The organism is Achromobacter pulmonis (assembly GCF_021733725.1).
GTDB lineage: Bacteria > Pseudomonadota > Gammaproteobacteria > Burkholderiales > Burkholderiaceae_B > Achromobacter > Achromobacter pulmonis.
Genome location: NZ_JAIFOT010000001.1, coordinates 2,709,392 through 2,731,556, shown reverse-complemented (window position 1 = coordinate 2,731,556; position 22,165 = coordinate 2,709,392). Strand labels below are relative to the sequence as shown.

Annotated in this window: 20 protein-coding genes; 10 read left to right on the top strand and 10 right to left on the bottom strand. The window is 67.9% G+C overall.

Annotated features, from left to right (window positions below; all coding sequences use genetic code 11):
- Nucleotides 1-37: 37 nt before the first annotated feature.
- Together K2W61_RS12535 and K2W61_RS12530 are read right to left on the bottom strand one after the other, a co-directional pair.
- Nucleotides 38-754, bottom strand: a complete 717-nt coding sequence (locus tag K2W61_RS12535) for an enoyl-CoA hydratase/isomerase family protein (RefSeq protein ID WP_236755748.1) — start codon at nt 752-754, stop codon at nt 38-40.
- Nucleotides 751-1,917 carry a CaiB/BaiF CoA transferase family protein gene (locus K2W61_RS12530; RefSeq protein ID WP_236755747.1) on the bottom strand — a complete coding sequence of 389 codons (1,167 nt, stop codon included), beginning with the start codon at nt 1,915-1,917 and terminating at the stop codon, nt 751-753. Before K2W61_RS12530 ends, K2W61_RS12535 begins: the two co-directional genes overlap by 4 nt.
- Before the next feature lie 196 nt (nt 1,918-2,113).
- Here K2W61_RS12530 and K2W61_RS12525 point away from each other — a divergent pair, with 196 nt between their 5' ends.
- Nucleotides 2,114-3,091, top strand: coding sequence for a Bug family tripartite tricarboxylate transporter substrate binding protein (locus K2W61_RS12525; protein ID WP_236755746.1), 978 nt, complete (start codon nt 2,114-2,116; stop codon nt 3,089-3,091).
- A 65-nt stretch (nt 3,092-3,156) separates the two neighbouring features.
- Nucleotides 3,157-4,698 carry an FAD/NAD(P)-binding protein gene (locus tag K2W61_RS12520; RefSeq protein WP_175140443.1) on the top strand — a complete coding sequence of 514 codons (1,542 nt, stop codon included), beginning with the start codon at nt 3,157-3,159 and terminating at the stop codon, nt 4,696-4,698.
- A gap of 92 nt (nt 4,699-4,790) precedes the next feature.
- On the opposite strand, the gene K2W61_RS12515 is transcribed toward K2W61_RS12520, so the two are convergent.
- Entirely contained in the window at nt 4,791-5,660 is an 870-nt protein-coding gene (locus tag K2W61_RS12515; RefSeq protein WP_272909290.1) for an alpha/beta fold hydrolase, read from the bottom strand.
- 120 nt (nt 5,661-5,780) lie between these two features.
- Here K2W61_RS12515 and K2W61_RS12510 point away from each other — a divergent pair, with 120 nt between their 5' ends.
- On the top strand, nt 5,781-6,665 hold the full coding sequence (locus K2W61_RS12510; RefSeq protein ID WP_236755745.1) for a LysR family transcriptional regulator: 885 nt from the start codon (nt 5,781-5,783) through the stop codon (nt 6,663-6,665).
- Here K2W61_RS12510 and K2W61_RS12505 read toward each other — a convergent pair.
- The 4 genes from K2W61_RS12505 to K2W61_RS12490 form a co-directional block, all read right to left on the bottom strand.
- A complete protein-coding gene (locus K2W61_RS12505) occupies nt 6,662-8,062 on the bottom strand; it encodes an MmgE/PrpD family protein (protein WP_236755744.1) in 1,401 nt (466 codons plus the stop codon). The two genes, K2W61_RS12510 and K2W61_RS12505, sit on opposite strands and share 4 nt — an antisense overlap.
- A 12-nt stretch (nt 8,063-8,074) precedes the next feature.
- Nucleotides 8,075-9,067, bottom strand: a complete 993-nt coding sequence (locus K2W61_RS12500; protein WP_175132272.1) for a Bug family tripartite tricarboxylate transporter substrate binding protein — start codon at nt 9,065-9,067, stop codon at nt 8,075-8,077.
- 162 nt (nt 9,068-9,229) lie between these two features.
- Nucleotides 9,230-10,564, bottom strand: coding sequence for an MmgE/PrpD family protein (locus tag K2W61_RS12495; RefSeq protein WP_236755743.1), 1,335 nt, complete (start codon nt 10,562-10,564; stop codon nt 9,230-9,232).
- Nucleotides 10,565-10,706: 142 nt separating this feature from the next.
- Nucleotides 10,707-11,585: a LysR substrate-binding domain-containing protein gene (locus K2W61_RS12490; RefSeq protein ID WP_175132270.1), complete on the bottom strand. Its 879-nt coding sequence runs from the start codon at nt 11,583-11,585 to the stop codon at nt 10,707-10,709.
- A 170-nt stretch (nt 11,586-11,755) separates the two neighbouring features.
- Here K2W61_RS12490 and K2W61_RS12485 point away from each other — a divergent pair, with 170 nt between their 5' ends.
- From K2W61_RS12485 to K2W61_RS12460, 6 genes are read left to right on the top strand one after another with little or no spacing between them, the layout of a single operon-like run.
- Entirely contained in the window at nt 11,756-12,325 is a 570-nt protein-coding gene (locus K2W61_RS12485) for a carboxymuconolactone decarboxylase family protein (RefSeq protein WP_236755742.1), read from the top strand.
- Between the two features lie 34 nt (nt 12,326-12,359).
- Nucleotides 12,360-13,244 carry an SDR family NAD(P)-dependent oxidoreductase gene (locus tag K2W61_RS12480; RefSeq protein ID WP_236755741.1) on the top strand — a complete coding sequence of 295 codons (885 nt, stop codon included), beginning with the start codon at nt 12,360-12,362 and terminating at the stop codon, nt 13,242-13,244.
- Nucleotides 13,216-14,220: a Bug family tripartite tricarboxylate transporter substrate binding protein gene (locus K2W61_RS12475; RefSeq protein ID WP_175132267.1), complete on the top strand. Its 1,005-nt coding sequence runs from the start codon at nt 13,216-13,218 to the stop codon at nt 14,218-14,220. Before K2W61_RS12480 ends, K2W61_RS12475 begins: the two co-directional genes overlap by 29 nt.
- A 13-nt stretch (nt 14,221-14,233) precedes the next feature.
- Entirely contained in the window at nt 14,234-15,043 is an 810-nt protein-coding gene (locus K2W61_RS12470) for an amidohydrolase family protein (protein ID WP_236755740.1), read from the top strand.
- Between the two features lie 27 nt (nt 15,044-15,070).
- A complete protein-coding gene (locus K2W61_RS12465) occupies nt 15,071-16,009 on the top strand; it encodes an SMP-30/gluconolactonase/LRE family protein (RefSeq protein ID WP_236755739.1) in 939 nt (312 codons plus the stop codon).
- Between the two features lie 27 nt (nt 16,010-16,036).
- The gene (locus tag K2W61_RS12460; RefSeq protein ID WP_236755738.1) at nt 16,037-17,005 is read left to right on the top strand and encodes a Bug family tripartite tricarboxylate transporter substrate binding protein; all 969 of its coding nucleotides are present in this window, start codon (nt 16,037-16,039) and stop codon (nt 17,003-17,005) included.
- 81 nt (nt 17,006-17,086) lie between these two features.
- Here the strand turns inward: K2W61_RS12460 and K2W61_RS12455 are convergent, their stop codons facing one another.
- The 3 genes from K2W61_RS12455 to K2W61_RS12445 all read right to left on the bottom strand — a co-directional run bounded on the left by K2W61_RS12455 (nt 17,087) and on the right by K2W61_RS12445 (nt 21,089).
- Complete coding sequence (locus tag K2W61_RS12455) at nt 17,087-18,082, bottom strand: Bug family tripartite tricarboxylate transporter substrate binding protein (protein ID WP_236755737.1); 996 nt, start codon at nt 18,080-18,082, stop codon at nt 17,087-17,089.
- 95 nt (nt 18,083-18,177) lie between these two features.
- The gene (locus K2W61_RS12450; protein ID WP_236755735.1) at nt 18,178-20,286 is read right to left on the bottom strand and encodes an acetate--CoA ligase family protein; all 2,109 of its coding nucleotides are present in this window, start codon (nt 20,284-20,286) and stop codon (nt 18,178-18,180) included.
- Nucleotides 20,283-21,089, bottom strand: coding sequence for an enoyl-CoA hydratase/isomerase family protein (locus tag K2W61_RS12445; protein WP_175132261.1), 807 nt, complete (start codon nt 21,087-21,089; stop codon nt 20,283-20,285). The genes K2W61_RS12450 and K2W61_RS12445 overlap by 4 nt, the downstream gene beginning before the upstream one ends.
- Nucleotides 21,090-21,213: 124 nt before the next feature.
- Between K2W61_RS12445 and K2W61_RS12440 the strand changes: the two genes are divergently transcribed.
- Nucleotides 21,214-22,032, top strand: coding sequence for an IclR family transcriptional regulator (locus K2W61_RS12440; protein ID WP_175132260.1), 819 nt, complete (start codon nt 21,214-21,216; stop codon nt 22,030-22,032).
- Nucleotides 22,033-22,165: the final 133 nt, after the last annotated feature.

The following is a 22,165-nucleotide window of genomic DNA, read 5'->3' as shown; positions in this document are numbered from 1 at the left end:
CTCGCTGGCAACGTCGGTGCCCAATACAGGCCTGCGCCTAGGGATTCAGATAAGCACGTATGCGGTCCTTCAGCCCGGGCGCGGCGGCCGATCGCACCAGGTCGGCCAGGTCGGCGTCGCGCTCGCCGCCGCCAATCGCGGCGTGCAGCCGCGCGCGCGTGACCGCGTCGAGCTCGCGCGCGCTCGCCAACGCGGCGGCCGCCACCGGCTCCCACTCCAATGGCTGCGCCAGTTGGGTGGCAAAGCCCATCTCGCGCGCGGCTTGCGCCGAGAACGTGCGGGTATGCAGGAGCACGTCGTGCGCCGTCTGCGCGCCCACCAGCGCGGCGAAGCGCCGCGTGCCCAGCACCAGGCCGAACTTCAGGCCCGGCATGCGAAAGCTCGCGTCCGGCGCCGCCACCCGCAGCCGGCACGCGCCGAACAGGTCGACGCCGGCGCCGAAATTCTTGCCATGGGCCAGCGCCAGCGTGAGCGCGGGCGACGCCGCCACTTTCTGCAGCAGCTGTTCGAGCCGCACGAAGCGCAGCAACAGGTCGCCCTCGCTCTGTTCGGCAAAACCGCCGAAATCGAAGCCAGCGCTGAAATTCCTGCCTTGCCCCTGGAACACAATGGCATCGCTCTCGCGGGCATGGGCGTCATCCACCGCGGCGATCAGGGCCTCGACCAGCTCGCCGGACAGGGCATTCATCTTGTCCGGGCGCTGCAATGTAATGCGGCTGCACCCCTCTTCATGACGCACATCGACCAAGCTCATGCCGGCTCCTTGCGCGCGCCGCGCAGCGCGCCCAGGATCTCGTCGCTGTGTTCGCCCAGCCCTGGCGGCCGCATCCGTATCGGCGTCGCGGCGCCGCCGATACGCACCGGCGCACCGAACGTGCGGGTGCGCACGCCATTGGGCAGTTCCAGCGGCCGCACCCATTCCATATGCTCGACCTGCGGATCGGCAAGCACTTCCGAGTAGCTGTTGATGGGCGCGCACGGCACGCCGCGGCCCCGGAACTGCCGCAGCCAGTGGTCGCCATCGCGGGTCTCGAAAATGGCTTCGAGGAATTCACGCAGTTCGGCCTGGTTGCGCGCGCGCAGCGTCGTCGTGGCATAACGCGGGTCTTCCACCAGCTCGGGATGGCCCACGATCTCGCAGACCGCGCGCCACAGCGCGTTGTTGCCCGCCGCCATGCCGAAGTAGCCGTCGCGGCAACGGAACGCCTGGTAGGGCGCATTGCGCGGATGCGCGGAACCGAGCTTCTGCGGGTCCTTGCCACTGCCGAAATACTCAGAGGTCTGCAAAGCGGCGATGCCCAGCGTGACCCCCAGCATGGCGACATCCAGATGCGTGCCGACGCCGCTCTGCTCGGCCACGCGCAACGCCGCGGTGATCGACGTGGCGGCATACAGGCCCGCGGTGAAATCGGCCAGCGGCACGCCGCATTTGACCGGCGCGCCGCCGGGCTCGCCGGTCACGCTCATGATGCCGCTCATGGCCTGGATGGTGAGGTCGAAGCCGCCTTCCTGCGCGCGCGGACCGGTCTGGCCGTACGCCGAGATCGAGCAGTAGATCAGCCGCGGGTTGCGCGCCGACAGCGCCGGGTAGCCCAGCCCCAGCCGCTCCATCACGCCGGGACGGTTGTTCTCCAGCAGTACATCGGCCTCGTCGATGAGGCGCCGCGCGAGCTCGGCATCGGCCGGGTCCTTCAGGTTGAGCGTGACCGAACGCTTGTTGCGGTTGAGCGAAGCGAAATTCTCGCTGTAGCCCTCGCTGATCGGCGGCCAGGCCCGCAGCGTGTCGCCGCCCTCGGGATGTTCGATCTTGATGACGTCCGCGCCCATATCGGCCAACAGCATGCCGCAGTAGGGACCGGCGGCCACGTTGCACACCTCGATAACGCGCACGCCGGCCAACGCTTGCTTGTGATCCATGTCGTCTCGCTTTTGATCCTGATTCTTGTAAATCGAATCCCAAGAAAACCCGGAGATATCGATCATTGCTTGACCAGAATATCACTGCGTGAGATTCTTGTTAAGCCTAATTTGGGATTCACTTCCTATATGTTAGGACACAAAGCAGAACAAGCCGCGCGGTCAGCGGCGAAAAAAACATCGGAGACAAGCCATCATGCGCAAGTACCTATTGTTGTTTCTCGCCGCTGCCATCAGCGGCTCCGTCCTGCCCGCGGCGCACGCCGCCGACTGGCCCGACCGCCCGATCCGGATGATCGTGCCCTACCCGCCTGGCGGCGCCACCGACGTGGCCGCGCGCCTTTATGCACAGCAGATGGGCGACTACCTCAAGCAAACCGTGGTCGTGGAAAACAAGGCCGGCGCGGGCGGCGAGGTCGGCGCCGAAGCCGTGGCGCGCGCCACGCCCGATGGCTACACCGTGCTCATGGGCGCCCTGGGCAGCCTGGCCATCAACGCCTCGCTGCTGGACAAGCAGAACTACAGTTTCGTCAAGGACTTCAAGGGCGTATCCGTCGCCATCACGATGCCGATGGCGCTGGCGGTCAATGACGCCGTGCCCGCCAAGACGGTGCAGGAACTGATCGCGCTGGCCAAGTCGCGTCCTGGCAAGCTCACCATGGGCTCGGCCGGCAACGGCAGTTCCCAGCACATGGCGGGGGAATTGTTCAAGCAGATCACCGGCACCGACATCCTGCACGTGCCGTATCGCGGCAGCGGCCCGGCCGTCACCGACCTGCTTGGCGGGCAGATCGACATGGTGATAGATACCCTGCCCGCCCTGCTGCCGCAGCTGGCCAGCGGCAAGATCCGCATCCTGGGTGTCACGACCGATACGCGCGCCCCCGCCCTGCCCGAGGTCAAGACGCTGGCCGAACAGGGCGTGCCGGGCTATGCGGTGGCCACCACGTACGCGCTGCTCGCGCCGACCGGCACGCCCGCCCAAGCCATCGAGAAGATGTCCATGGCCATGCAGCAAGCCGGCGCATCGCCGCAACTGCGCGAGGGCGCGGCCAAACTGGGCGCCAAGGCCACGCCCACCACGCCCGCGGCAACCGACAAGGTGATCGCCGGCGAAATTGACAAATGGGGCGCGGTGGTACGCCGCTCCGTGACCCGCACCGCCAAGCAATGACCGCTGGCCGCGGGCGCGCCGACGCGCCCGCGCCCCACCGCCGATAACGTTCCCAGGAGTCCTGCATGTCCGTATCCCGCGCGTGCGTCGCCATCGTGGGCGGCGGCTCTGTCGCCGTGTCTTTCCTGTATCAACTGATCGATGCCCTGCCGGATGGCGCGCCGCTGTCGGTCGCGCTTTTCGAGCCCGCCGCCGACGTAGGGCCCGGCACGGCCTATCAAGCCGACGCGGCCAGCAACCTGCTCAATATCCCGGTCAGCCGCATGTCGGCAGTGTGCCGCGATCCCGACAGCTTCCTGGCCTGGCTGCGCCAGCGCGAACCCGCGTTCCTCGCCGGCATGGGCGTGCGGCGCATCGATCCGGGCGACTTCGTGCCCCGCCCGGTCTTCGGCCTGTACCTGCGCGATCTCTATGAAGCCGCGCTGGCCCGGGCAGCCGCGCGCGGCATCCCGGTGACGCGCCATGCCGAACGGGTCGTCGGCGTCTGGCCGCAGGCTGGCGGCGGCGCGGCGGTGCTGGGCGAGCGCGGCACGCACCTGCGGGCCGATCGCGTGGTGCTGTGCAACGGCAACCTGCCCTCGGTCGCGTTCCCGCGCCTCGCGGCCTTGCCCGGCTATTTCAACAGCCCTTATCCGGTGGCCGGCATGACCGGCAAGATCGGCCAGGACGATGCGGTCTGCATCATCGGCACCAGCCTGAGCGCCATCGACGCCATCGCGGCACTGCAGGCGTCCGGCCATCGCGGCCCCATCCATTGCGTCTCGCGCAATGGCCGGCTGCCCGCGGTGCGCAGCCCCCACAACAAGAGCCTGCGGCTGCCCATGTTGCCGGAGCCCGAGGCCGACGGCCGCGTCACGCTCGATGGCCTGCTCGACAGCCTGCGCCGCGCGCTGCGCGAGGCAGGCGGCATCGAGGAACCGAACGACATCCTGGGCGTGCCGGGCCCCGCCGCGCAAGCGCTGGACGCGGAAATCGCGCGCTCCCAGGCCGGCCCGCGTCCCTGGCAGGCAGTGGCCGCGGCCACCAACGATCGCATCGAGCACATCTGGCACGCGCTCGACGACGCGCAGCGCAACCGCTTCCATCGCGACTGGCGGACCCTATGGATGGCGCGCCGCGCCACCTTTCCGATGCGCAATGCGCTCACGCTGCAGACCTTGCTGCATGAGGGCCGCCTGCACGTGCATGGCGGATTCCGCGACGTCCGCTTCGAGGCCGCGCGCAACGGCTTCGTCATCCAGGCAGCCCCCGGCGAGCTGCGTGCGCCCTGGGTCATCAATGCCACCAGCTTTTCGCTCGACGTGGCCAGCACGGCGGATGCGCTGGTCAGGCAACTGTGCGAGGACGGCATCGCCCGCGCGCATGGGTTGGGCGGGTTCGACCTGGACTTCGACACCGGCTGCCTGCTGGACACGCACGGCCGGCGTGTCGATGCCGTGTCGGTGCTCGGCAGCCTGGCCGCGGGCACGTACTTCTGGACCACATCCATGGAAGTCAATGCGCGCCTGGCCGCCGGCCAGGCGCGGCAACTGGCCGAGCGGTTCGGCGCCACGGCGCATTCCCTCGATGGGGCCAGGGTGCCGGACGTTGACGCCCATCGAACCTGAACCCGGGGCGCGCGGGCCGCCACGCAAACGCGCTGCGCGCCGCGACCCGCCCCCGGCTCTGGCGCCGGCGGTCCCGCGGACCTCGCGGGTGCCTAGCGGAACCGCGCCAGGTAGTCGAGCAAGGCCGCCACCACGGCCTGGGGCTGCTCCGGCAATAACGCGTGCGCGGCATTGCGGATGGTGACGTTGGTGACGCGCTCGCCCAGCGCATCGCTGAGCACCCGCGCGAACCGCTGCGGGGCAATGACGTCGTGTTCCGCCTGCAGATTCAGAATTGGCGCGCGCCCGCCGGCGAAGAAGTCGTCCACCGGCGTCCGCTTCTGTGCCTGGGTCTGCAGAGTCAACAGCCTGGTATTCCAGCCGTCCAGCCAGGCGCGGGCATCGTTTCCCGGCGCGAAGAAGACCTGCTGCAAGCTTTGCAGCCGCACCGCATCGGAAAGCGATGTGTCACCGCAACGCTCGATAACGGCCCGGATTTCATCGCTGATCGGCACGCCCGAATGATCCGCCGGCACCTTCCCCGCCGACCCGGCCAGCAGCAACAAGGCGCGCACCAGATCAGGGCGGTCCGACGCGAGCGTCCGGGCGATCCAGTTGCCATGCGCATGGCCGACGATGAAAGCCGGCCCCGCATTCTGGCTTTCCACCACGGCGGCGATGTCCGCCGCCCAGTCATGCAGCGTTTTCCCCTCCAACGGCCCCACGCTCGCGCCATTGCCGCGAGGCTCCGGCCGCAGCACGCGAAACCCGGCCGCGGCCAGCGGCGTTGCGATCGCTTCCAGATCCACCGCTCCCCGCCCCAAGGACGGCAGCATCACCAGCAGGTCGCCGCGCCCTTGGGCGTAGACCTCCAGGCGGATTCCGCCCGGGCGCTCGACAAAGAATCTGGAAACCTCAACCGACGCGAAATTTCCCAACGGCTCGCGCGATTCCATGCGAGACTGTTGATCCAATCGTTCCAATTTTTTCTCCTGGCAGCATTGACACATTGCCCCGATGACGGAGCCGCTCCCGCACTGTATGCACTCTCCGCCAATTCATCCAATATGGAATTCGGCTAACAGTTATCGGCACAGGAACTAATGGACATACGCCAACTGCGCTACTTCGTCACCGTGGCGGAAGAATTGAATTTCAGCCGCGCCGCAACACGCCTGCACATGTCGCAGCCGCCCTTGTCGCAACAGATCAAGGCGCTCGAAGACGAGATGGGCGTGGCGCTTTTCCTGCGGACGCGGCGCGAGGTCAAGCTCACCGACGCCGGCCATGTGTTCCTGCGTGAAAGCCGCGCGGTCCTGGCGCACCTGCAAGCGGCAGTGGACACCACGCTGCGCACGGCCAAGGGCGACGTGGGAGAACTGCGCCTGGGCATGGCCACCTCGGCGGTCTTCCACGTCATGCCCGCCATCCTGGAACGGCTGCGGCGGCAGTTCCCGCAGGTGAACGTCGCGGTCACCGACATGGGTTCGCGCGACCAGATCCGCGCCGTGCATCAGGGCAAGATCGACATCGGCATCATCCACGAGCAGCCGCATATCGAAGAATTGGCTTCGCGCCCGATTTTCAGCGAGGCCTTCAGTCTGGCGATTCCGTCCGCCCACCCGCTGGCCGCCCGTCTCAGCATCCCCTTGCCTGAACTGCGCGAACAGCCGTTCGTGGCATTTTCACGCGAACATGCGCCGGCCTTGTTCGACAGCTTCATCGCCGCCTGCGCGCAGGCCGGGTTCAGTCCCAACATCGCGCACACGGCCCGCCATGCCCTGACGATCTTCCAGATGGTCGGCCTCGGACTGGGCATGGCGGTGGTGCCCAGTTCGTTCGCGCGCGGCGCCACCAACGGTGTCACCTATCGCGAACTGGACCAGGTCACGCAGCGCGTGCGCATCTGCGCCATCTGGGACCCCAAGACGCCCTCGGACCTGGTTGCCAACGTGGTGCGGGAAATCCTCGAACCGCCGATCGCCTAGGCGCCGGGGCTGCCGGCCTCGCCTGGCGCGACCGATTCACCGACACACCCGTCCGCCAGCAGTTCACGCAAGGGCGTCGCGTCCAGTTCCTCGAATGACCGACGCAGGCGCATCGCGCCGCCCGCGCCGACGATCGGCTCGAGCAGCAGCTCGGCCTTGCGCGCAATGGCCTGGCCCCGGGCCGGGTTCGCCGCCGATCCCGACGGGTTCAACACGGCATGGCGCAGCCAGGCGCCGTCGCCTTCCTGCACCTCCACCCAGCCGCAGAAGTTCCGCGGATACAACGCATCGAGCGCCTCGTCATGCACCAATTCGAGCCGCCCGGCCAGATCGACCACATCGGCCGCGCGCATGCGCGCGTCATCGAATTGCCCGGGCAGCACCGCGCCGTCCAGCAACGCCGCCGCCACGCTGTAGCGCCCGCTCATTTGCGCATTCAGCGCCGTGCCCGGCCGATACTCGTAGCCGCACTGCACGAGCACCACCTTCGGCATGCCGACCCGAACGCCGCGCCCAGGCGCCCACCGCGACCGCAGGGCAAGCGCGGCGTCCACATGCGCATGCACGCTGCCGCAACAGGCATAGGGCTTGAAGTTCGTTTCCGCGCCGTGCCAGAGTTTCCCCAGGCCATCGATCAGCGCCGCGGGGTCCGGGTCTTGCGAAAACGCCCGCAGCCAGCCGCCGTCGCGCGCCTCGAACAACTGTGTCGGACCGCTCAGTCCCAGGCTGGCCAACTCGGCCGCCATGACGCCGGCCTGCGCCGCGCGCCCGGGATGGAAGCGCTTGGAGCTGGCGCCATCGGCCGTGAAGGCGAACAACCCGCCCGATTGGGTGCCGGCCAGCCCCAACGCCCAAGCCGTGCGCTGCGCATCCAGGCCCAGCAGCACCGAGGCCGCCGCAGCGGCGCCCAACGGGCCGCACACCGCGGTCAGGTGCCACCCCTGCAAGCGCGCCAACCCGGGCCTGAGCGCCAGCGAACTGCGGATAACGACTTCGTAGCCGGCGGCGAGTGCCGCCTCGATGCGTTCGGGCACGGCATTCAATGACTCGGCCAGCGCAAATACCGCCGGCACCACCACGGCGCCCAGATGCACTTTGGCGTTATGGAAATCATCCAGCTCGAACGCATGCGCGGCCGCGCCGTTCACCAGGGCCGCGTCCGCCGCGCGCAGGCGGCCGCAAGGCTCGCCCCAGATGCGCGACGGCGCCTGCGGGATCGAACCCGGCGCCAAGGCCCAGGCGCGCACGGCACGGGTCCAGGGCTGGCTGCGGCCAGCCAACGCGCACGCGAACGTATCCAGGGCCAGCAGGCGCAAGGTCGCGCGCACGTCGGCGGGAACGTCGTCGCGGCGCAGACCACTGATCCATTGCGCCAGCGTCATCGTGATCGGTTCCATTCGCCGCGCTCCTCAGAAAGCCACGCGGATGTTCGCATCCGCGACGATGCCCCTGACCTTCTCGATATCCTTGCGGATCATCTCGGCAAAGCCGGCGGGCGTGGACGGCACCGACACGAAAGAGAGCTCGCGCAGGCGCTGTTGCAGCGCGGCGCTCTGCTTGGCGGTTTCGACCGCGTCGGCCAGCCGTTGAACCACGTCCGGCGGCATGCCGGCCGGTCCCCACACGCCATACCACGACAGCAGTTCGAACCCGGGCAGACCGCTTTCCGCCACGGTCGGCACGTCCGGCAATTGCGGCAGGCGCTGGGCGCTCGTCACGGCAATCGGACGCAGCTTGCCGGACTTGACGTGGGGATAGACGCCCGGCATGGGCGACACGGCAGCCGACACGTGACCGCCCATCACGTCCGTCAGTTGCGGGGCGGCGCCTTTATAGGAAATGATGTCCATATCCAGCTTCAGGCCATGCCTGATACGCTCTTCGGCCAAGTGGCCGGAGGTGCCATAGCCCGAGGTCGCCCACGTGTACTTGGCTTTCCCGGCCTTGACCAGCGCGGTGAACTCGCGCAGGTTCCTGACGGGAATGGCAGGATCGGTCACGACCAGCAAAGGCACATGCCCCACCTGCGCGATCGGCGTGAAATCCTTTTCCGCGTCATAAGTGGCGCGTCCCATGACCAGCGGCATCTCCACCTGGCTGGACGCATTGAAAAGCAGCGTGTAGCCGTCTGGCGCCGAACGCGCCACGTATTCCGATCCAATGAACCCCGACGCCCCCGCGCGGTTCTCCACGATGATGCTCTGGCCCAACCCGGTCTGCAATTGCTCGGCCACCAGGCGCGCCATCGTATCGATGGAACCGCCCGGCGTGTAGGGCACGACCATGGTGATCGCTTTCTTCTTGGGATAGGGTGCGTCGGCCCACGCATTGGGGCCAAGCATGGCCAGCGCGGCCACGGACAGGCTCGCGCCGAGCATGGCGCGTCGTTGATGGAATGTCATGGTGTCTCCAGCCACAGGTCGAGTTCATTCGGCGGGCACACGCACCTGCGTCACTGAGCAGGCGCGGCGCGCGCGGGACGTCTGTCGCGTCCGTACAGGCACTCTAGCTGCGTGGCGTCGAGACGGTCCAATACCGTTTTCGACCGACAGTTATATGCCGGACTACGTCATTGCCCGCAGGTCCGGGCGCTGCTCGACGCGCCACAGATCGTCCAGCCGCGCGCGCGCCGCCGGCATCCCCAGATGCGGCGCGACGAGCTCCATGAATTTATCGTTCAGTTCCGCATCGCTCAGGGGAGCCTCGGGGTCGCCCTTGCGGTCGCGCTGAAAGTGGACATGCCTTTCGCCCGCGACCGATTCGATCTCCACGCGCGCGGACCGGCTGGCGGGAAAGGCGGCATCGATATCCGGGTCCGTGGACACATCCATCAGCGCGATCAGCGCGCGGATCTCCGGATCGTTGACGCGCTCGTCGCGGTACGCGTCCAGGCGCACGCTGCCGTACCGCAAGGCGTGCGCCACCACGTAGCGCAAGCTGAAGCGCGCTTCGCCCGCCGAGGCGGGCATGCCGTAGCAGGCGATATCCAGCGCCGGACGATACGTGTGGACATGGATACGCCGGATGGCCCGCCAATCGAATCCGGCGCGCTCTCGCAACGCCAGCGCCGCATCGATCGCCGCGAAGGTGTGGCCGCATCCCACGTGGTTCTTGAAGGTCAGGCGGGTGATATGGAAATCCTTCCCCAGGGTATCGCCGATGTCGTCCCAGGCGGGCGCGTTGCTCATGGCCCGGCCCAGGCCATCCTCCCCGTCCAGCATATCCATCGCCCCGGTCAGGCCGCGGCGCGCGGCTTTGGCGGCCAGCACGCCCGCCTCCGCCGCGCGTCCCGCATGCAAGGGTTTGGACATCGAATCGCTGCGGAATGCCTGCTGCAGGCCGGCTGCGAAGGTGGCGGCCGTGCCCAGCGCATGCGCGAACTGCGCCCGGTCCAGCCCGTATGCCGAACCCGCCGCCGCGGCGGCCCCGAACGTGCCGACGGTGCCCGTGCTGTGCCAGTAGCGATAGTGCGCCCGCCCCAGCACGACACCGATGCGCGTGGACACTTCGTAGCCGGTCACGATGGCCCTGAGCAGCCGCGCGCCGCTCATCTCCTGCTCCTGGCAGGCGGCAAGCGCCGCGGCGATCGTTGCCGCGCCGGGGTGGTACATGGCGTCACGATAGCTGTCGTCCAGCTCCGCCGCGTGCGCGGCCGCGCCATTGATCAGCGCCGCCGCGCGCGCGGTGGCCGATCCGCCGCCGACGAGGCCGGCGGCATCCGCGGCCGGCTCGTCCAGCAGCACCGCACGCAGGATCCCGACGGCCCGGTCCGCGGCCCCGGGATAGGCGGCCGCATACCAGTCGATCAGCGCCCGCTTGGCGTGCCGGACGACTTCGTCGGAAAGGGGACGTTGCTGGAATTGCTGCGCAAAAGCGCTCAGGGTTTCGATGGCATACATGGCGCGGCTTCGTGAAAATTGTCGATATCCAGGGACTGCCCGCCTGTCAGGCCGGCGCGTCCGAGTCTAGGAGGCCGCGCCCCGCCGGGCAATCCTGGCGTTCCATCCAATGGAAATGCGCTGCGCGGCGCATCCGCCGCGCCTAGCACTTATCGCCCAGCAGGCTCAACACATGCGGCAGCAGGGGCAGGGTGTTGGCGGGATTCCATACGGCGGAATACTCCGCCTCCACCACCATTGCGTCGATATCCTTGAACACGACACCGGGCACCCCCGCGCGCGCGAACGACCGGGGCACCAGCGACACGCCGCGCCCCATCGCCACCAGGCTCACCACCGACACCAGATGCTTGGCGTAGTGCATGATGCGCGGGCTGAATCCCGCCTGCATGCAGGCCGCGATCGTCAGGTCGTGAAAACTCGGCCCGCTGTGGCGCGGGATGGCCACGAAGGCGTCCTCGGCCAAGTCCTGCAGCCGCACCCGCCGCCGGCGGGCAAGCCGATGCCCCTGCTCCAGCGCGATGACCAGGTCGACGCGCCCCACCGGAATCGACCGCATCTCGCCCACGCCTTGCGACACCTGGGCAAATCCAATGTCGATGCGATCCTGCGCCAGCGCCTGCAGTTGCTCGGACGAACCCATTTCCTCCCAGACACTTTCCAGACCGGGCAGGTCGCGCTCCAGCCCGAGGATGACTTCGCGTATGTCCATGAACAGCACCGCGGCGACAAAGCCGATGCGCAGGCGCCCCGCATCGCCGCGTTCGGCGCGCTGCACGGCGCGAATCGACAGTTCCGTCTGCGCCAGCAGCCTGCGCGCCTCCTGGACCATCGCGGCGCCGGCCACCGTCAGCCTCACGCTTCTTTTGTTGCGGTCGAACAGCGTGACGCCAAGGCGCTCCTCCAACTGCTGGATGGCCTTGGTCAGCGGCGGCTGGGAGATGAAAAGACGTGCCGCCGCGCGCCCGAAGTGCAGCTCTTCGGCCAACGCGAGAAACATGCGCATCGATTTCTGATCCATGGGGAAAGCTCGAACGGTGAGGGGGTAGCGGACGATACCAAGAAGCGTAATTCCGTAATCGAATTACTGACATCCGAAAAACGTATTGGACGGCTATTACCGAGAATAAGCAGAATCGCCCCACCGAACAAGCAAGCCAGGCACCAAGCCCGCGTAACACAGGAATCACGATGGCCCGAATCCACCCGCCGCAGGTCCAGGAGATGACCGCGGAACAACAACGCATCCATGCGGTCATCGCCTCCGGCCCGCGCGGCCGCGTGCGCGGACCCCTCGCCGTCTGGCTGCATCGCCCCGCCATGGCCGAGCCCGCCCAGGCGCTGGGGCAGTTCTGCCGCTACGACAGCTCGCTGCCGCCGCGCCTGTCCGAACTGGGCATCCTGGTCCTGGCGCGCTGGTGGGGCTCGGAGTTCGAGTGGTGGGCGCACAAGGCCATTGCCTTGCAGGCGGGCGTGGCGCCGGCAGTCATCGACGCCCTGCGCGATGGCCGGGACATTGCCTTCGAACACGCGGACGAAGCCTTGGTCCACGAGTTCCTGACCGTACTGCACCGGACACGCCGCGTTCCCGACGCGCTGTACCGCCGCGCCGAGGCCATGTTCGGGCGCAATGGCGTCATCGATCTGGTGGCCCTGGCCGGGTACTACACCCTGATATCCATGACCCTGAACGTGTTCGAGATCGAGCCGCCCGAGGGCGAACCGCGCGAGCTGGCGGCCGCCGATAACGGCGGCGATTGACGGGTCCCGATCACATCACTCAAGAGAGAAGCACATGCAAAAACGACTGGAAGGAAAAGTCGCGATCGTCACCGGCGCCGGCTGCGTCGGCCCGGGTTGGGGCAATGGCCGCGCCGTGGCGGTGCGCTTTGCCCAGGAAGGCGCCAAGGTCTTCGCCGTGGACAAGAGCGCGCAGGCCATGGACGAGACGCTTGCGCGCGCCCGGGCCGCGGGCGGCGACATCACCGCCTGGACCGGCGACGCAACGCTCGGCGCGGACGTCGAGGCCATGGTGCAGGCGTGTGTCGAGCGCTACGGGCGCGTCGATATCCTGGTCAACAACGTAGGCGGATCGCGCCGCGGCGGTCCGGTGGATCTGTCCGAGGCCGATTGGGACGCGCAGATGGACTTCAACCTGAAGAGTGTCTTCCTGGCCTGCAAGCATGTGATTCCCGTCATGCAGCGCCATGGCGGCGGCGCGATCGTGAATACGGCGTCCACCTCGGGCATCCGCTGGACGGGCGCGGCCCAGGTCGGCTATGCATCCGCCAAGGCCGGCATCATTCAGCTATCGCGCGTGGTCGCCGTGGAATATGCCAAACACAACATCCGCGTGAACACCGTGGTGCCCGGGCAGATGCATACCCCCATGGTCGAAGCCCGGTTGGCCGGCCAGCGCGCGGGCGGCGACGTAGACGCCTTGCTGGCCCAGCGCCAGGCCCGCATTCCGCTGGGCTTCATGGGCGACGGCACCGATACCGCGAATGCCGCGCTCTTTCTCGCCTCGGACGAGGCCCGCTTTGTGACCGGCACCGAAATCATTGTCGACGGCGGCATGAGCGTGCGCTGCGACTGCCCCCCCGTTCTTTCCCAGAAAAGAGAGACGCGCCCAGCGTCTCCAAGGAGACACCATGCATCAATTCCCGCCGCTTTCCGGTAAACCGCGCCGGCGCCTTCTGGGCGCCCTGACCGCAGCAACGTTCCTGGCCCTGACCGGCGCCCCCGTGTCGGCGGCCACGTTCCCGGAAAAGCCGATCCGGCTGATCGTCGCGTTTTCGCCCGGCGGCCCCACCGATGTGCTGGCGCGCCTGGTGGCCAAACGCCTTGGCGACGACCTGGGCCAGCAGGTCGTGGTCGAAAACAAGCCGGGCGCCGGCGGCAACATCGCCGCCGAGATGGTCGCCAACGCGCCGGCCGATGGCTACACCCTGCTCTACAACAGCTCATCCATCGCCATTTCGCCCGCCCTCTTCGGCAATGAAAAACTGAACCCGGGCAAGATCTTCACGCCGGTCGCCTCGGTCGCCAACGTGCCGCTGGTGCTCATCGTCAATCCCGAAGTTCCCGCCGATACCGCCGCGGGCTTCGTCAAGCTGCTCAAGGAAAAGCCCGGGATGCTCAATATGGGCTCATCCGGCAACGGCACGATCGACCACCTGACCAGTGTGCTGTTTGCCCGGCAGACGGCCACCGAGTTCGCCCACGTGCCCTACAAGGGCAACGCGGCGGCGCTGCCCGACCTGCTGTCAGGCAGGATCCAATTCATGATGTCAGGCAGCCTCAACGCCTTCCTGCCCTATGTCAGGGAGGGAAAACTCAAAGCCCTGGCGGTCACGACCGCGCAGCGCGTCTCGGCCCTGCCAAACGTACCGACCCTGGCCGAGACGGTGGCCCCGGGCTTCGATTCCGGCACCTGGCAAGGCATTGTCGGCCCCGCCGGCATGGCGCCCGAGGTGACCGCCCGGCTCAACCAGGCCGTCAACGACGCGCTCAAGGATGCCAGCCTGAAGGCCAGCCTCGATGCCCAGGGCGCGGAACCCACCCCCGGCACGCCCGCGCAATACGGAGCGCTGATCAAGTCGGAGTACCGCCGCTGGAGCGCGACCATCAAAGAAACCGGCGCCACCTCCAACTGAAGCGAAACCCGCCATGCACATGGACCCCGTCGTCTGGGACTGCCATACCCACATTTTTGGCCCCTGGGAGGATTATCCGCTCGCGGACGATGCCACCTACACGCCTGCGCAAGCCCCGTTCCCGGCGCTCGCCGCCCTGCATGCCGCGGCCGGCATCACGCGCGGCGTAATCGTGCAGGCCACGCCCTACGGCGCGGATCATCGCGCCCTGCTGGCGGCCTTGCGCGCCAGCGGCGGCGCGTACCGGGGCATCGCGCTGATCGACGCGCAAACCCCGCCGGAGACGCTCGCGCACATGCATCAGGCGGGGGTGCGCGGCATCCGCCTGGGCATGATGAAGCATCTGGCGGGCAAGCCGGACATCGGCAGAATGGGCGCATTGCTGGAACGCATCCGGCCATACGGCTGGCACGCGCTGGTGCATGCCGAGATGCCGGACGTGCTGAATAGCGTCCCGGCATTGCTGCGGCACGGCGTGCCCCTGGTGATCGACCACATGGCCAGAGCGCCGCTATCGGACGCGGCCGCCCTGGCGCCGCTACTGGCACTGGCGGACTGTCCGGACGTCTGGATAAAGCTCTCGGGCGCCGACCGCGTCACCGGCGGCGCCAGTCATTACCAGGCCGCCCTGCCCCTGATGACGCGCCTGATGCAGGCATTCCCCGGCCGCGCCATCTGGGGCAGCGACTGGCCGCACGTCAACATCCGCTATCCCCAGCCCAGCGTGCCACGCCTGCTGGCGTTGCTGCGCCGGGCCTGCGACGCCGACCCGGCAACGCTCACCGCGATCCTGCATGACAACCCCGGCCGCCTCTACGGCTGATTCCAACTCTCTTTCCGCGGAGGCCCCATGTGGCAACCCTCGCAACGCTATCCCGACCCCGCCATCCGCGTATTGGCGCCGGCCTTCGAAAAGTACCACCTGCTATCGGCGGCGGTCGAACGTCTGGCCAGCGGCAGCCGCTGGGCCGAAGGGCCCGTGTGGTTCGGCGACGGCCGTTACCTGCTGTGGAGCGACATTCCCAACGACCGCATTCTGCGCTGGGATGAAATCACCGGCGCCGTCCACGCCTTCCGCTCGCCCTCCAACCATGCCAACGGCAACACCCGCGACCGCCAGGGCCGGCTGATCACCTGCGAACATCGCACGCGGCGAGTCACCCGGACGGAGCACGACGGACGCATTACCGTCCTGGCCGACAGCCACGCCGGCCGGCCCCTGAATTCGCCCAACGACGTCGTGGTGAAGTCGGACGGTTCAATCTGGTTCACCGATCCGCCGTTCGGCATTGTCGGCCACTACCAGGGCGAGCCCGCGCGCCAGGAGCTGCCGGCCAATATCTATCGGATCGATGGCGTGTCGGGACAACTGAGCGTCGTGGCAGAAGGCGTCAACGGCCCCAACGGCCTGGCCTTCTCGCCCGACGAAAAGCTGCTGTATGTCGTGGAATCACGCGCCCGACCGCGCAACTTTCTGGTTTTCCGGGTACAGGACGATGGCGCATCGCTGTCGCATGCCGAAGTGCTGATGAACGCAGGACCGGGCACGCCGGACGGCTTTCGCGTGGACGTCGACGGCAACCTGTGGTGCGGCTGGGGCATGGGTACCGAAGAACTCGACGGCGTTCGCGTCTTCACGCCGGACGGCGACGCCATCGGCCATATCGCGCTGCCGGAGCGCTGCGCCAACCTGTGCTTCGGCGGAACGCACCGCAACCGGCTGTTCATGGCTTCCTGCACCTCCATCTATTCGCTCTACGTCAACACGCAAGGCGCGCCTGGCGGTTGACCGCGCCGCGCAAGGAGAATACCCATCATGAAACCCACCATCGCCAGCACCCTCCTGGCGGGCGCCCTGCTCGCCGCATTTTCCCTGACCAGCGTCAGCCACGCGACCCCGCCCACGCGGCTGGTCGTCGCCTTCCCGCCCGGCGGGCCGGCCGACTCGCTGGCTCGCATCCTGGCCAAGGAACTGGAGACAGAACTCAAGACGACCGTCATCGTCGAGAACAAACCGGGCGCCAACGGCGCCATCGCGGTCAACTACGTCATGCGCGGCGCCACCGACGGCAGCATGCTGTTCCTCAGCTCGGCCGGCGCCATCGCCATCAATCCATCGCTCTATCCCAACCTGTCGTACAAGCCGGCCGAAGACCTGACGCCTGTCGCCCTGGTCGTCCACACACCTGAAGTCCTGGTCGTTTCGCCGAAAAACGCCGCCAGGAGCGCGGCGGACTATGTCGCCGCCGCAAGCAAGCGCGGCGAAGCGGCCACCCTGGCCTCCTCCGGCGTCGGCAGCATGCCGCACATGACCATCGAATTATTCAAGAGCCAGACCAAAGTCGACTTCCTGCACGTGGCCTACAAGGGCGCCGCGCCGGCCATCGCCGATACGATCGGCGGCCACGTGGAAGCCTTCTTCGGCGACGTCTCGGGCCTGATGCCCTTCATCAAGGACGGCCAGCTCGTGGCGCTCGGGGTCGCCGCGCCAGCGCGGCTGAAATCGCTGCCCGATGTGCCCACCCTGGCCGAACAGGGCATTCCAAACGTCGAAGCCAGCAATTGGTACGGCATGTTCGCCCCGAAGGGGACGCCGACGGAAGTGGTCGGCAGGTTGAACCAGGCCGTGCGCAACAGTCTGCAGTCGGCGGCGCTGGTCGCCAGCCTCGCCAGCCTGGGGATCGAGCCCAGCCCCTCATCGCCCGAAGCCTTCCGCGAACTGGTGCGCCGGGACACCGGGAAATGGGCGTCGGTCATCAAGACCGGAAACGTCAGGGCCGAGTGACCCCGGCCTGGCGGGCTGCCGTTGCGGCAGGCCCGCAGGCGCCGGGCGCCGCGCGGCCCCCAAGGCCGGCGGCGTGGGCGGCTAAGGCTTGTCGGTGATACCCGCCTGCTGGACAATCTTGGTCCAGCGCGCCTCTTCTTCCTTGACGTAATCGCCCAGCGCCTCGGGCGTGCCCACATCGGCCACCAGCCCCTCCAGCTTCAGCGCCGTTTGGAATTCCGCATTGGCCGACACCTTCTTGATGGCGCTGTTCAACTTGTCGATGACATCCTTGGGGGTGCCCTGCGGCACGAACACGCCATACCAACTGTCGACGAAATAGCCTGGCACGCCGGACTCGGCCACGGTGGGCACGCCGGGGTAGGACGGCGAGCGCTCCTTCGTCGTCACCGCCAGCGCGCGCAGCTGGCCGTTCTTGATCTGGCCGCTGACGCTGGCCGAGGTCGAGAAGATCATGTCGATCTGCCCGCCCATCAAGTCGTTGATCCCGGGGCCGGCGCCCTTGTAGGGCACATGCAGGATATCCACATGTCCCAGGCTCTTGAACATTTCGCCGGCCAGATGCGCGGACGTGCCATTGCCGTAAGACCCGAAGGTCAGCCTGCCCGGATGGGCGAGGGCGTACGCAAGAATGTCCTGCACACTGTTGAACTTCGATTTCGTCGACACCACCAGCACGTTGGGCGACTTGCCGATCAGCGCGACCGGCGCGAAGGCCTTGTCCGTGTCATAGGGCAACTTCCTGTGGATGGCGGGGTTCACCGCGTGCGCGAAGGTGGCCATCAACAGCGAATAACCATCCGCGGGGCTCTTGGCGACGTTTTCGGTGCCAATGATGGTGCTTCCGCCCGGCCGGTTCTCGACGATGACGGATTGGCCCAGCACATCGGTCAGGCCCTTGGCCAACTGGCGGGCCACGATGTCCGTGCCGCCGCCCGGCGTGAACGGCACCACGATACGCAGCGGCCGCTCCGGAAAGGCGGCCTGCGCCAGCGACGACGCCATCACCGTGCCCACCGCGACCAACGCGGTGGCAATGCTCTTGGCGCAGCGCGCCTTGATCCAGCTGTTCTTCATGGATTGTCTCCTGATGTTGTTCAGCGCCAGTCTGGTCGCGACGCTAAGAAAAAGTGTAGGGAGGCCGGCTCGGCCTGCCATCCCGTCAATTCCACCTATCGGAATCCGCCTGCGCCGGGCCCGAGGATCGCGATGCCGTCGGCCGCGCACACGCCCTGGCCCAGCGGCTTGACGAACAGGGGATTGATCTCCGCCTCCACGAGCTGATCGCCCAGGGACTGCGCCATGCGCGCGAAGGCCAGCACCGCATCGACCAGCGCCGGCACATCAGCGCGCTCGCGGCCACGATAGCCGTCGAGCAATGGCCAGGTCTTGAGCCGCCGCAACGCCGCCTCGACCTGCCCCGCCGTCAACGCCGTACCGTCTTCGGGCAGCAGCACCAGCGTGGTGTCACGGATCAGCTCCGCGACCACCCCGCCCATTCCCAGCAGGATCGCGGTGCCAAGCGGATCGCGATGGACGCCCAGGATCACCTCGGCCGCCCCGGACACCATCTCCTGCACCAGAAAAGCCTCCGGGGTCTGGCCGGTATGCCGCCGTACGTCGGCCGCCATCTGCGTCAATCGCGGCCCGGCGTCTTCGGGCGCCACGTTGACCGCCACCCCGCCAACCTCGCTCTTGTGCAGAATCTCGCCGGACAGCACCTTCAACACCACGCGCGGCCCCAGTTGCACGGCGGCCCGCTGCGCCTCGGCCGGCGACCGCACGACGATCTCCCGCACGCCGGGAACGCCGAACCGGGCGAACAGGGCCTTGGCCCGGGCTTCATCCAATGAACCGCGTTCCGGACATGAAACCGGTTCGGGCGCCGGCGGCGGCGCCGATGCCACCGCCGAGCCGCGCGCGCGGACCCGCCACATGGCCCCCAACGCCGCGCTAACGCTCTCGGGCGAATGGAAGGCGGCAATGCCATAGCGGCTCAGCACCTCGGCCGCCCGCGGCGCATGCGGACTGATATAGGCCAGAACGGGCTTTGCGTTCAAGGCGAGCGAATCGCGCAACGCATCGGCCATCAGTTCCGGCTGGGCGACGGCGGAAGATCCCACGATGACCACCAGCGCGTCATAAGCGTCGCTCTCCAGGACGATACGGATCGCGCCGCGCAACAGATCAGGCTGCAGCCCGGCCAGGGTCACGTCGATGGGATTGCGGTCCAGCGCCGCATGGTCGCCCGTCTGCAGCGCCCGCAGGGCCGCCCCCGTCTGCGCGTCGGGCGCGGGCAGGTCAAAGCCGGCCAGCCCCAGGCAATCGGCCACCAGCGTGCCCGCGCCGCCTGTCGAGGTCAGGATTGCAATGCGGCGCCCGTTCAGCGGCCGCTCGCAGGCCAGCGCCATGGGCAGATCGAGCAGGTCGGAAAACGTCTGTGCGCGGATGATGCCGGCATCCTCGAACAGCGCGTCATACATGCCATCGGCGCCTGCCAGCGCCCCGGTGTGCGATGCCGCGGCCTGGGCGCCCGACTCGGAGCGGCCGATCTTAAAGGCCACGATCGGCTTGCCCGCCTGGACCGCCTTGCGCGCCGCGACGCGGAACGCGGCCGGATTTCGGATGCTCTCGACATAGAGCGCAATCACCCGGGTCGCCGGGTCGTCGGCCAGCGCATCGACAAAATCCGCCAGCTCCAGATCGACTTCATTGCTGGTGGAAATCAGTTTGGAGAATCCGATTCCCCGCGCGGTGGCGCGCGACAGCAGCGCGCCGAGGATCCCGCCGCTTTGCGACACCAGGCCGATGCCGCCGCTGACCAATTGATCCACCGCCAGCGCGCCGCTGGCCGACAGCGTGATCCGGTCCGTCAGATTGACCAGCCCGATCGTGTTCGGCCCCAGGATGCGCATGGACCCGGCCGCTTCGCGCAATTCGCGTTGCCGGCGCGCGCCCTCTTCGCCGGTCTCCGAGTAGCCGCTGGCCAGGACGATGGCGGCGCCCGTGCCGATCGCCGCCAGTTCACGAATCGCCTGCTGGGTGCGTTCCGCGCCCAGCAGCACGATCGCCACGTCGGGCGCCTCCGGCAACGACCGCACATCGGGATAGCAGCGCAAGCCATCGATGTCGGCAGCCTTCGGATTGACGGGGTAGATCCGCCCTTCGAAGCCGTGTTTGCGCAAATAGGCCACCGGCCGCCCGGCCGTCTTCGCGGGATCGGCCGACGCGCCCACCACCGCCACGCTGCGGGGTCGCAGCAATTGCCACACGCCGCTCATCGCGCTTGCTCCTTGGCCTGCCCGATCTTGTCCAGGAACGCCGCCACCGATTCGCGATGCTCGCTGCTGGTGTAGCAGATGCCCTGGGCCTGGCTGCCCATGGCGAAAACCTGGTCGGCCGTCAGTTCGGAACTCTGGTCGAGAATGGATTTGCTCAATGCCAACGCGGTGGCCGAGCCCTGCGCCAGTTCCGCGGCCCAGCCTTGGGCCGCGGCCAGTTCGTCACCGGCCGACGCCAGGCGGTCGGCGATGCCCAGCTTGAGCGCCTCATCGGCCGACACCTTGCGTCCCGAATAGATCAGCTCCTTGGCCCGCGCCAGGCCGACGCGGCGCGGCAGGAAATACATGCCGCCCCCGTCCGGGATCAGGCCGCGCGCGATGTAGCTCCAGGTAAAGCTGGCGGCCGTGGATGCCACCACGAAATCGCAGCTCAGCGCCGTGTCGGCGCCCAGGCCCGCGGCCGCGCCGTTGACCGCGGCGATGGTCGGCTTGGGCATGTGGTACAGCAGGCTGACCGCGTGATGGACCCGCTGCTGGCGCGACCACCCGTTGAACGCCACTTCGCCGGCCGGCGCGTCCATGCGGCGCTGCATGCCGGCGATGTCGCCGCCGGCGCAGAATCCCTTGCCGGCCCCCGTCAACACCAGCGCCCTGATGGCGCGGTCCTGCGCCACCGTCTCCAATGCATGGATCAGTTCGGTGCGCATCGCATCGCTGATCGCGTTGCGCTTGTCGGGCCGGTTCAGCGTCAGCGTCGCCACGCCCTCATGGGATTGCAGTGTGATGAATTCATAGTCGGCCATGTTCTCGCTCTCTCCGTGTTCGGTTGCTCCTGCCCTGGCGGCAGCAGGTTTTTTCTGGATATGGCGACACAGTAGGCGCTACAGTATGCGCAGACACGCCCCTATTTCCACAGAATGGAATTGCATGAACGCGAAACAGGTATCCGGCGCCGCGGCCGGCGAGCACCGGCGTTTCGATGGGACCAGCCAGAACCGCTCGCTGGAGCGGGGGCTGGAAATCCTGCGCGCCTTCAAACCCGGCACCGACCTGCTGGGCAACGGCGAACTGGCCGAACGCACCGGCCTGTCCGCGGCGACAGTCAGCCGGCTGACCCAGACGCTGGTGACCAGCGGCTTCCTGGAACATGACCGGCGGGCCCGCGCCTACCGGCTGGCCGCGCCCGTGCTCAGCCTGGGACACGCGATGCGCGCGGCATCGCCGGTCCTGCGGGCGGCCACCCCGCTGATGCGCGACGTCTCGCTCAAGCACCACGTCAATGTGGGTCTGGCCAGCGCCGATCGCGCCGAGATGGTCTACCTGGAATCGATTCGCTACAACCGCAGGGCCTCGCTGCGCACCATCGTGGCCGGCCAGCGCGTGCCGATCGAGTTGACCTCCCTGGGACGGGCCTACCTCGCCACGCTGGACGACGCGGCCCGTGGCGAGCTGCTGGCGCGGATCATGCGCAGCTACCGCAGCGCATCATGGCGGCCCGTCGGCCAGGAAATCGACAAGGCGATCGCCAAGGTGTCGGCGGCCGGTTATTGCGTGGCTTCCTGGCAGCCGGGCGTCGTGGCCATCGCCACGCCCTTGAACGGAACCGGCGGGCAGGCGATGGTGTTGAACCTGAGCCTGGCAACCGATGAGCCCGGCGCGTCGATCGAGCGCCGCCACGCCGCCACGCTCATGGCATTGAAGGAAGGAATCCTGCATGACCTGCAGGTCCGGGAGATCGATGCGTAGCGCGCGCTCCTGGCCGTTTCCACAACGGGCCGGGTACGCGCGTGATCCCTATGGCTACGCTAAGTCTGTCCCCTCAGACTCGGCGTAACCGCGCTTGAGCCATCGCCGCAACGGCGATGGCGCGCAAAACGGA

Coding starts and splice junctions, on each gene's coding strand:
- K2W61_RS12460 (WP_236755738.1), top strand. CDS start 16,037: ATGAAACCCACCATCGCCAGCACCCTCCTGGCGGGCGCCCTGCTCGCC.
- K2W61_RS12505 (WP_236755744.1), bottom strand. CDS start 8,062: ATGGAACCGATCACGATGACGCTGGCGCAATGGATCAGTGGTCTGCGC.
- K2W61_RS12450 (WP_236755735.1), bottom strand. CDS start 20,286: ATGAGCGGCGTGTGGCAATTGCTGCGACCCCGCAGCGTGGCGGTGGTG.
- K2W61_RS12455 (WP_236755737.1), bottom strand. CDS start 18,082: ATGAAGAACAGCTGGATCAAGGCGCGCTGCGCCAAGAGCATTGCCACC.
- K2W61_RS12465 (WP_236755739.1), top strand. CDS start 15,071: ATGTGGCAACCCTCGCAACGCTATCCCGACCCCGCCATCCGCGTATTG.
- K2W61_RS12535 (WP_236755748.1), bottom strand. CDS start 754: ATGAGCTTGGTCGATGTGCGTCATGAAGAGGGGTGCAGCCGCATTACA.
- K2W61_RS12485 (WP_236755742.1), top strand. CDS start 11,756: ATGGCCCGAATCCACCCGCCGCAGGTCCAGGAGATGACCGCGGAACAA.
- K2W61_RS12475 (WP_175132267.1), top strand. CDS start 13,216: ATGCATCAATTCCCGCCGCTTTCCGGTAAACCGCGCCGGCGCCTTCTG.
- K2W61_RS12525 (WP_236755746.1), top strand. CDS start 2,114: ATGCGCAAGTACCTATTGTTGTTTCTCGCCGCTGCCATCAGCGGCTCC.
- K2W61_RS12445 (WP_175132261.1), bottom strand. CDS start 21,089: ATGGCCGACTATGAATTCATCACACTGCAATCCCATGAGGGCGTGGCG.
- K2W61_RS12490 (WP_175132270.1), bottom strand. CDS start 11,585: ATGGATCAGAAATCGATGCGCATGTTTCTCGCGTTGGCCGAAGAGCTG.
- K2W61_RS12510 (WP_236755745.1), top strand. CDS start 5,781: ATGGACATACGCCAACTGCGCTACTTCGTCACCGTGGCGGAAGAATTG.
- K2W61_RS12520 (WP_175140443.1), top strand. CDS start 3,157: ATGTCCGTATCCCGCGCGTGCGTCGCCATCGTGGGCGGCGGCTCTGTC.
- K2W61_RS12530 (WP_236755747.1), bottom strand. CDS start 1,917: ATGGATCACAAGCAAGCGTTGGCCGGCGTGCGCGTTATCGAGGTGTGC.
- K2W61_RS12495 (WP_236755743.1), bottom strand. CDS start 10,564: ATGTATGCCATCGAAACCCTGAGCGCTTTTGCGCAGCAATTCCAGCAA.
- K2W61_RS12500 (WP_175132272.1), bottom strand. CDS start 9,067: ATGACATTCCATCAACGACGCGCCATGCTCGGCGCGAGCCTGTCCGTG.
- K2W61_RS12480 (WP_236755741.1), top strand. CDS start 12,360: ATGCAAAAACGACTGGAAGGAAAAGTCGCGATCGTCACCGGCGCCGGC.
- K2W61_RS12440 (WP_175132260.1), top strand. CDS start 21,214: ATGAACGCGAAACAGGTATCCGGCGCCGCGGCCGGCGAGCACCGGCGT.
- K2W61_RS12470 (WP_236755740.1), top strand. CDS start 14,234: ATGCACATGGACCCCGTCGTCTGGGACTGCCATACCCACATTTTTGGC.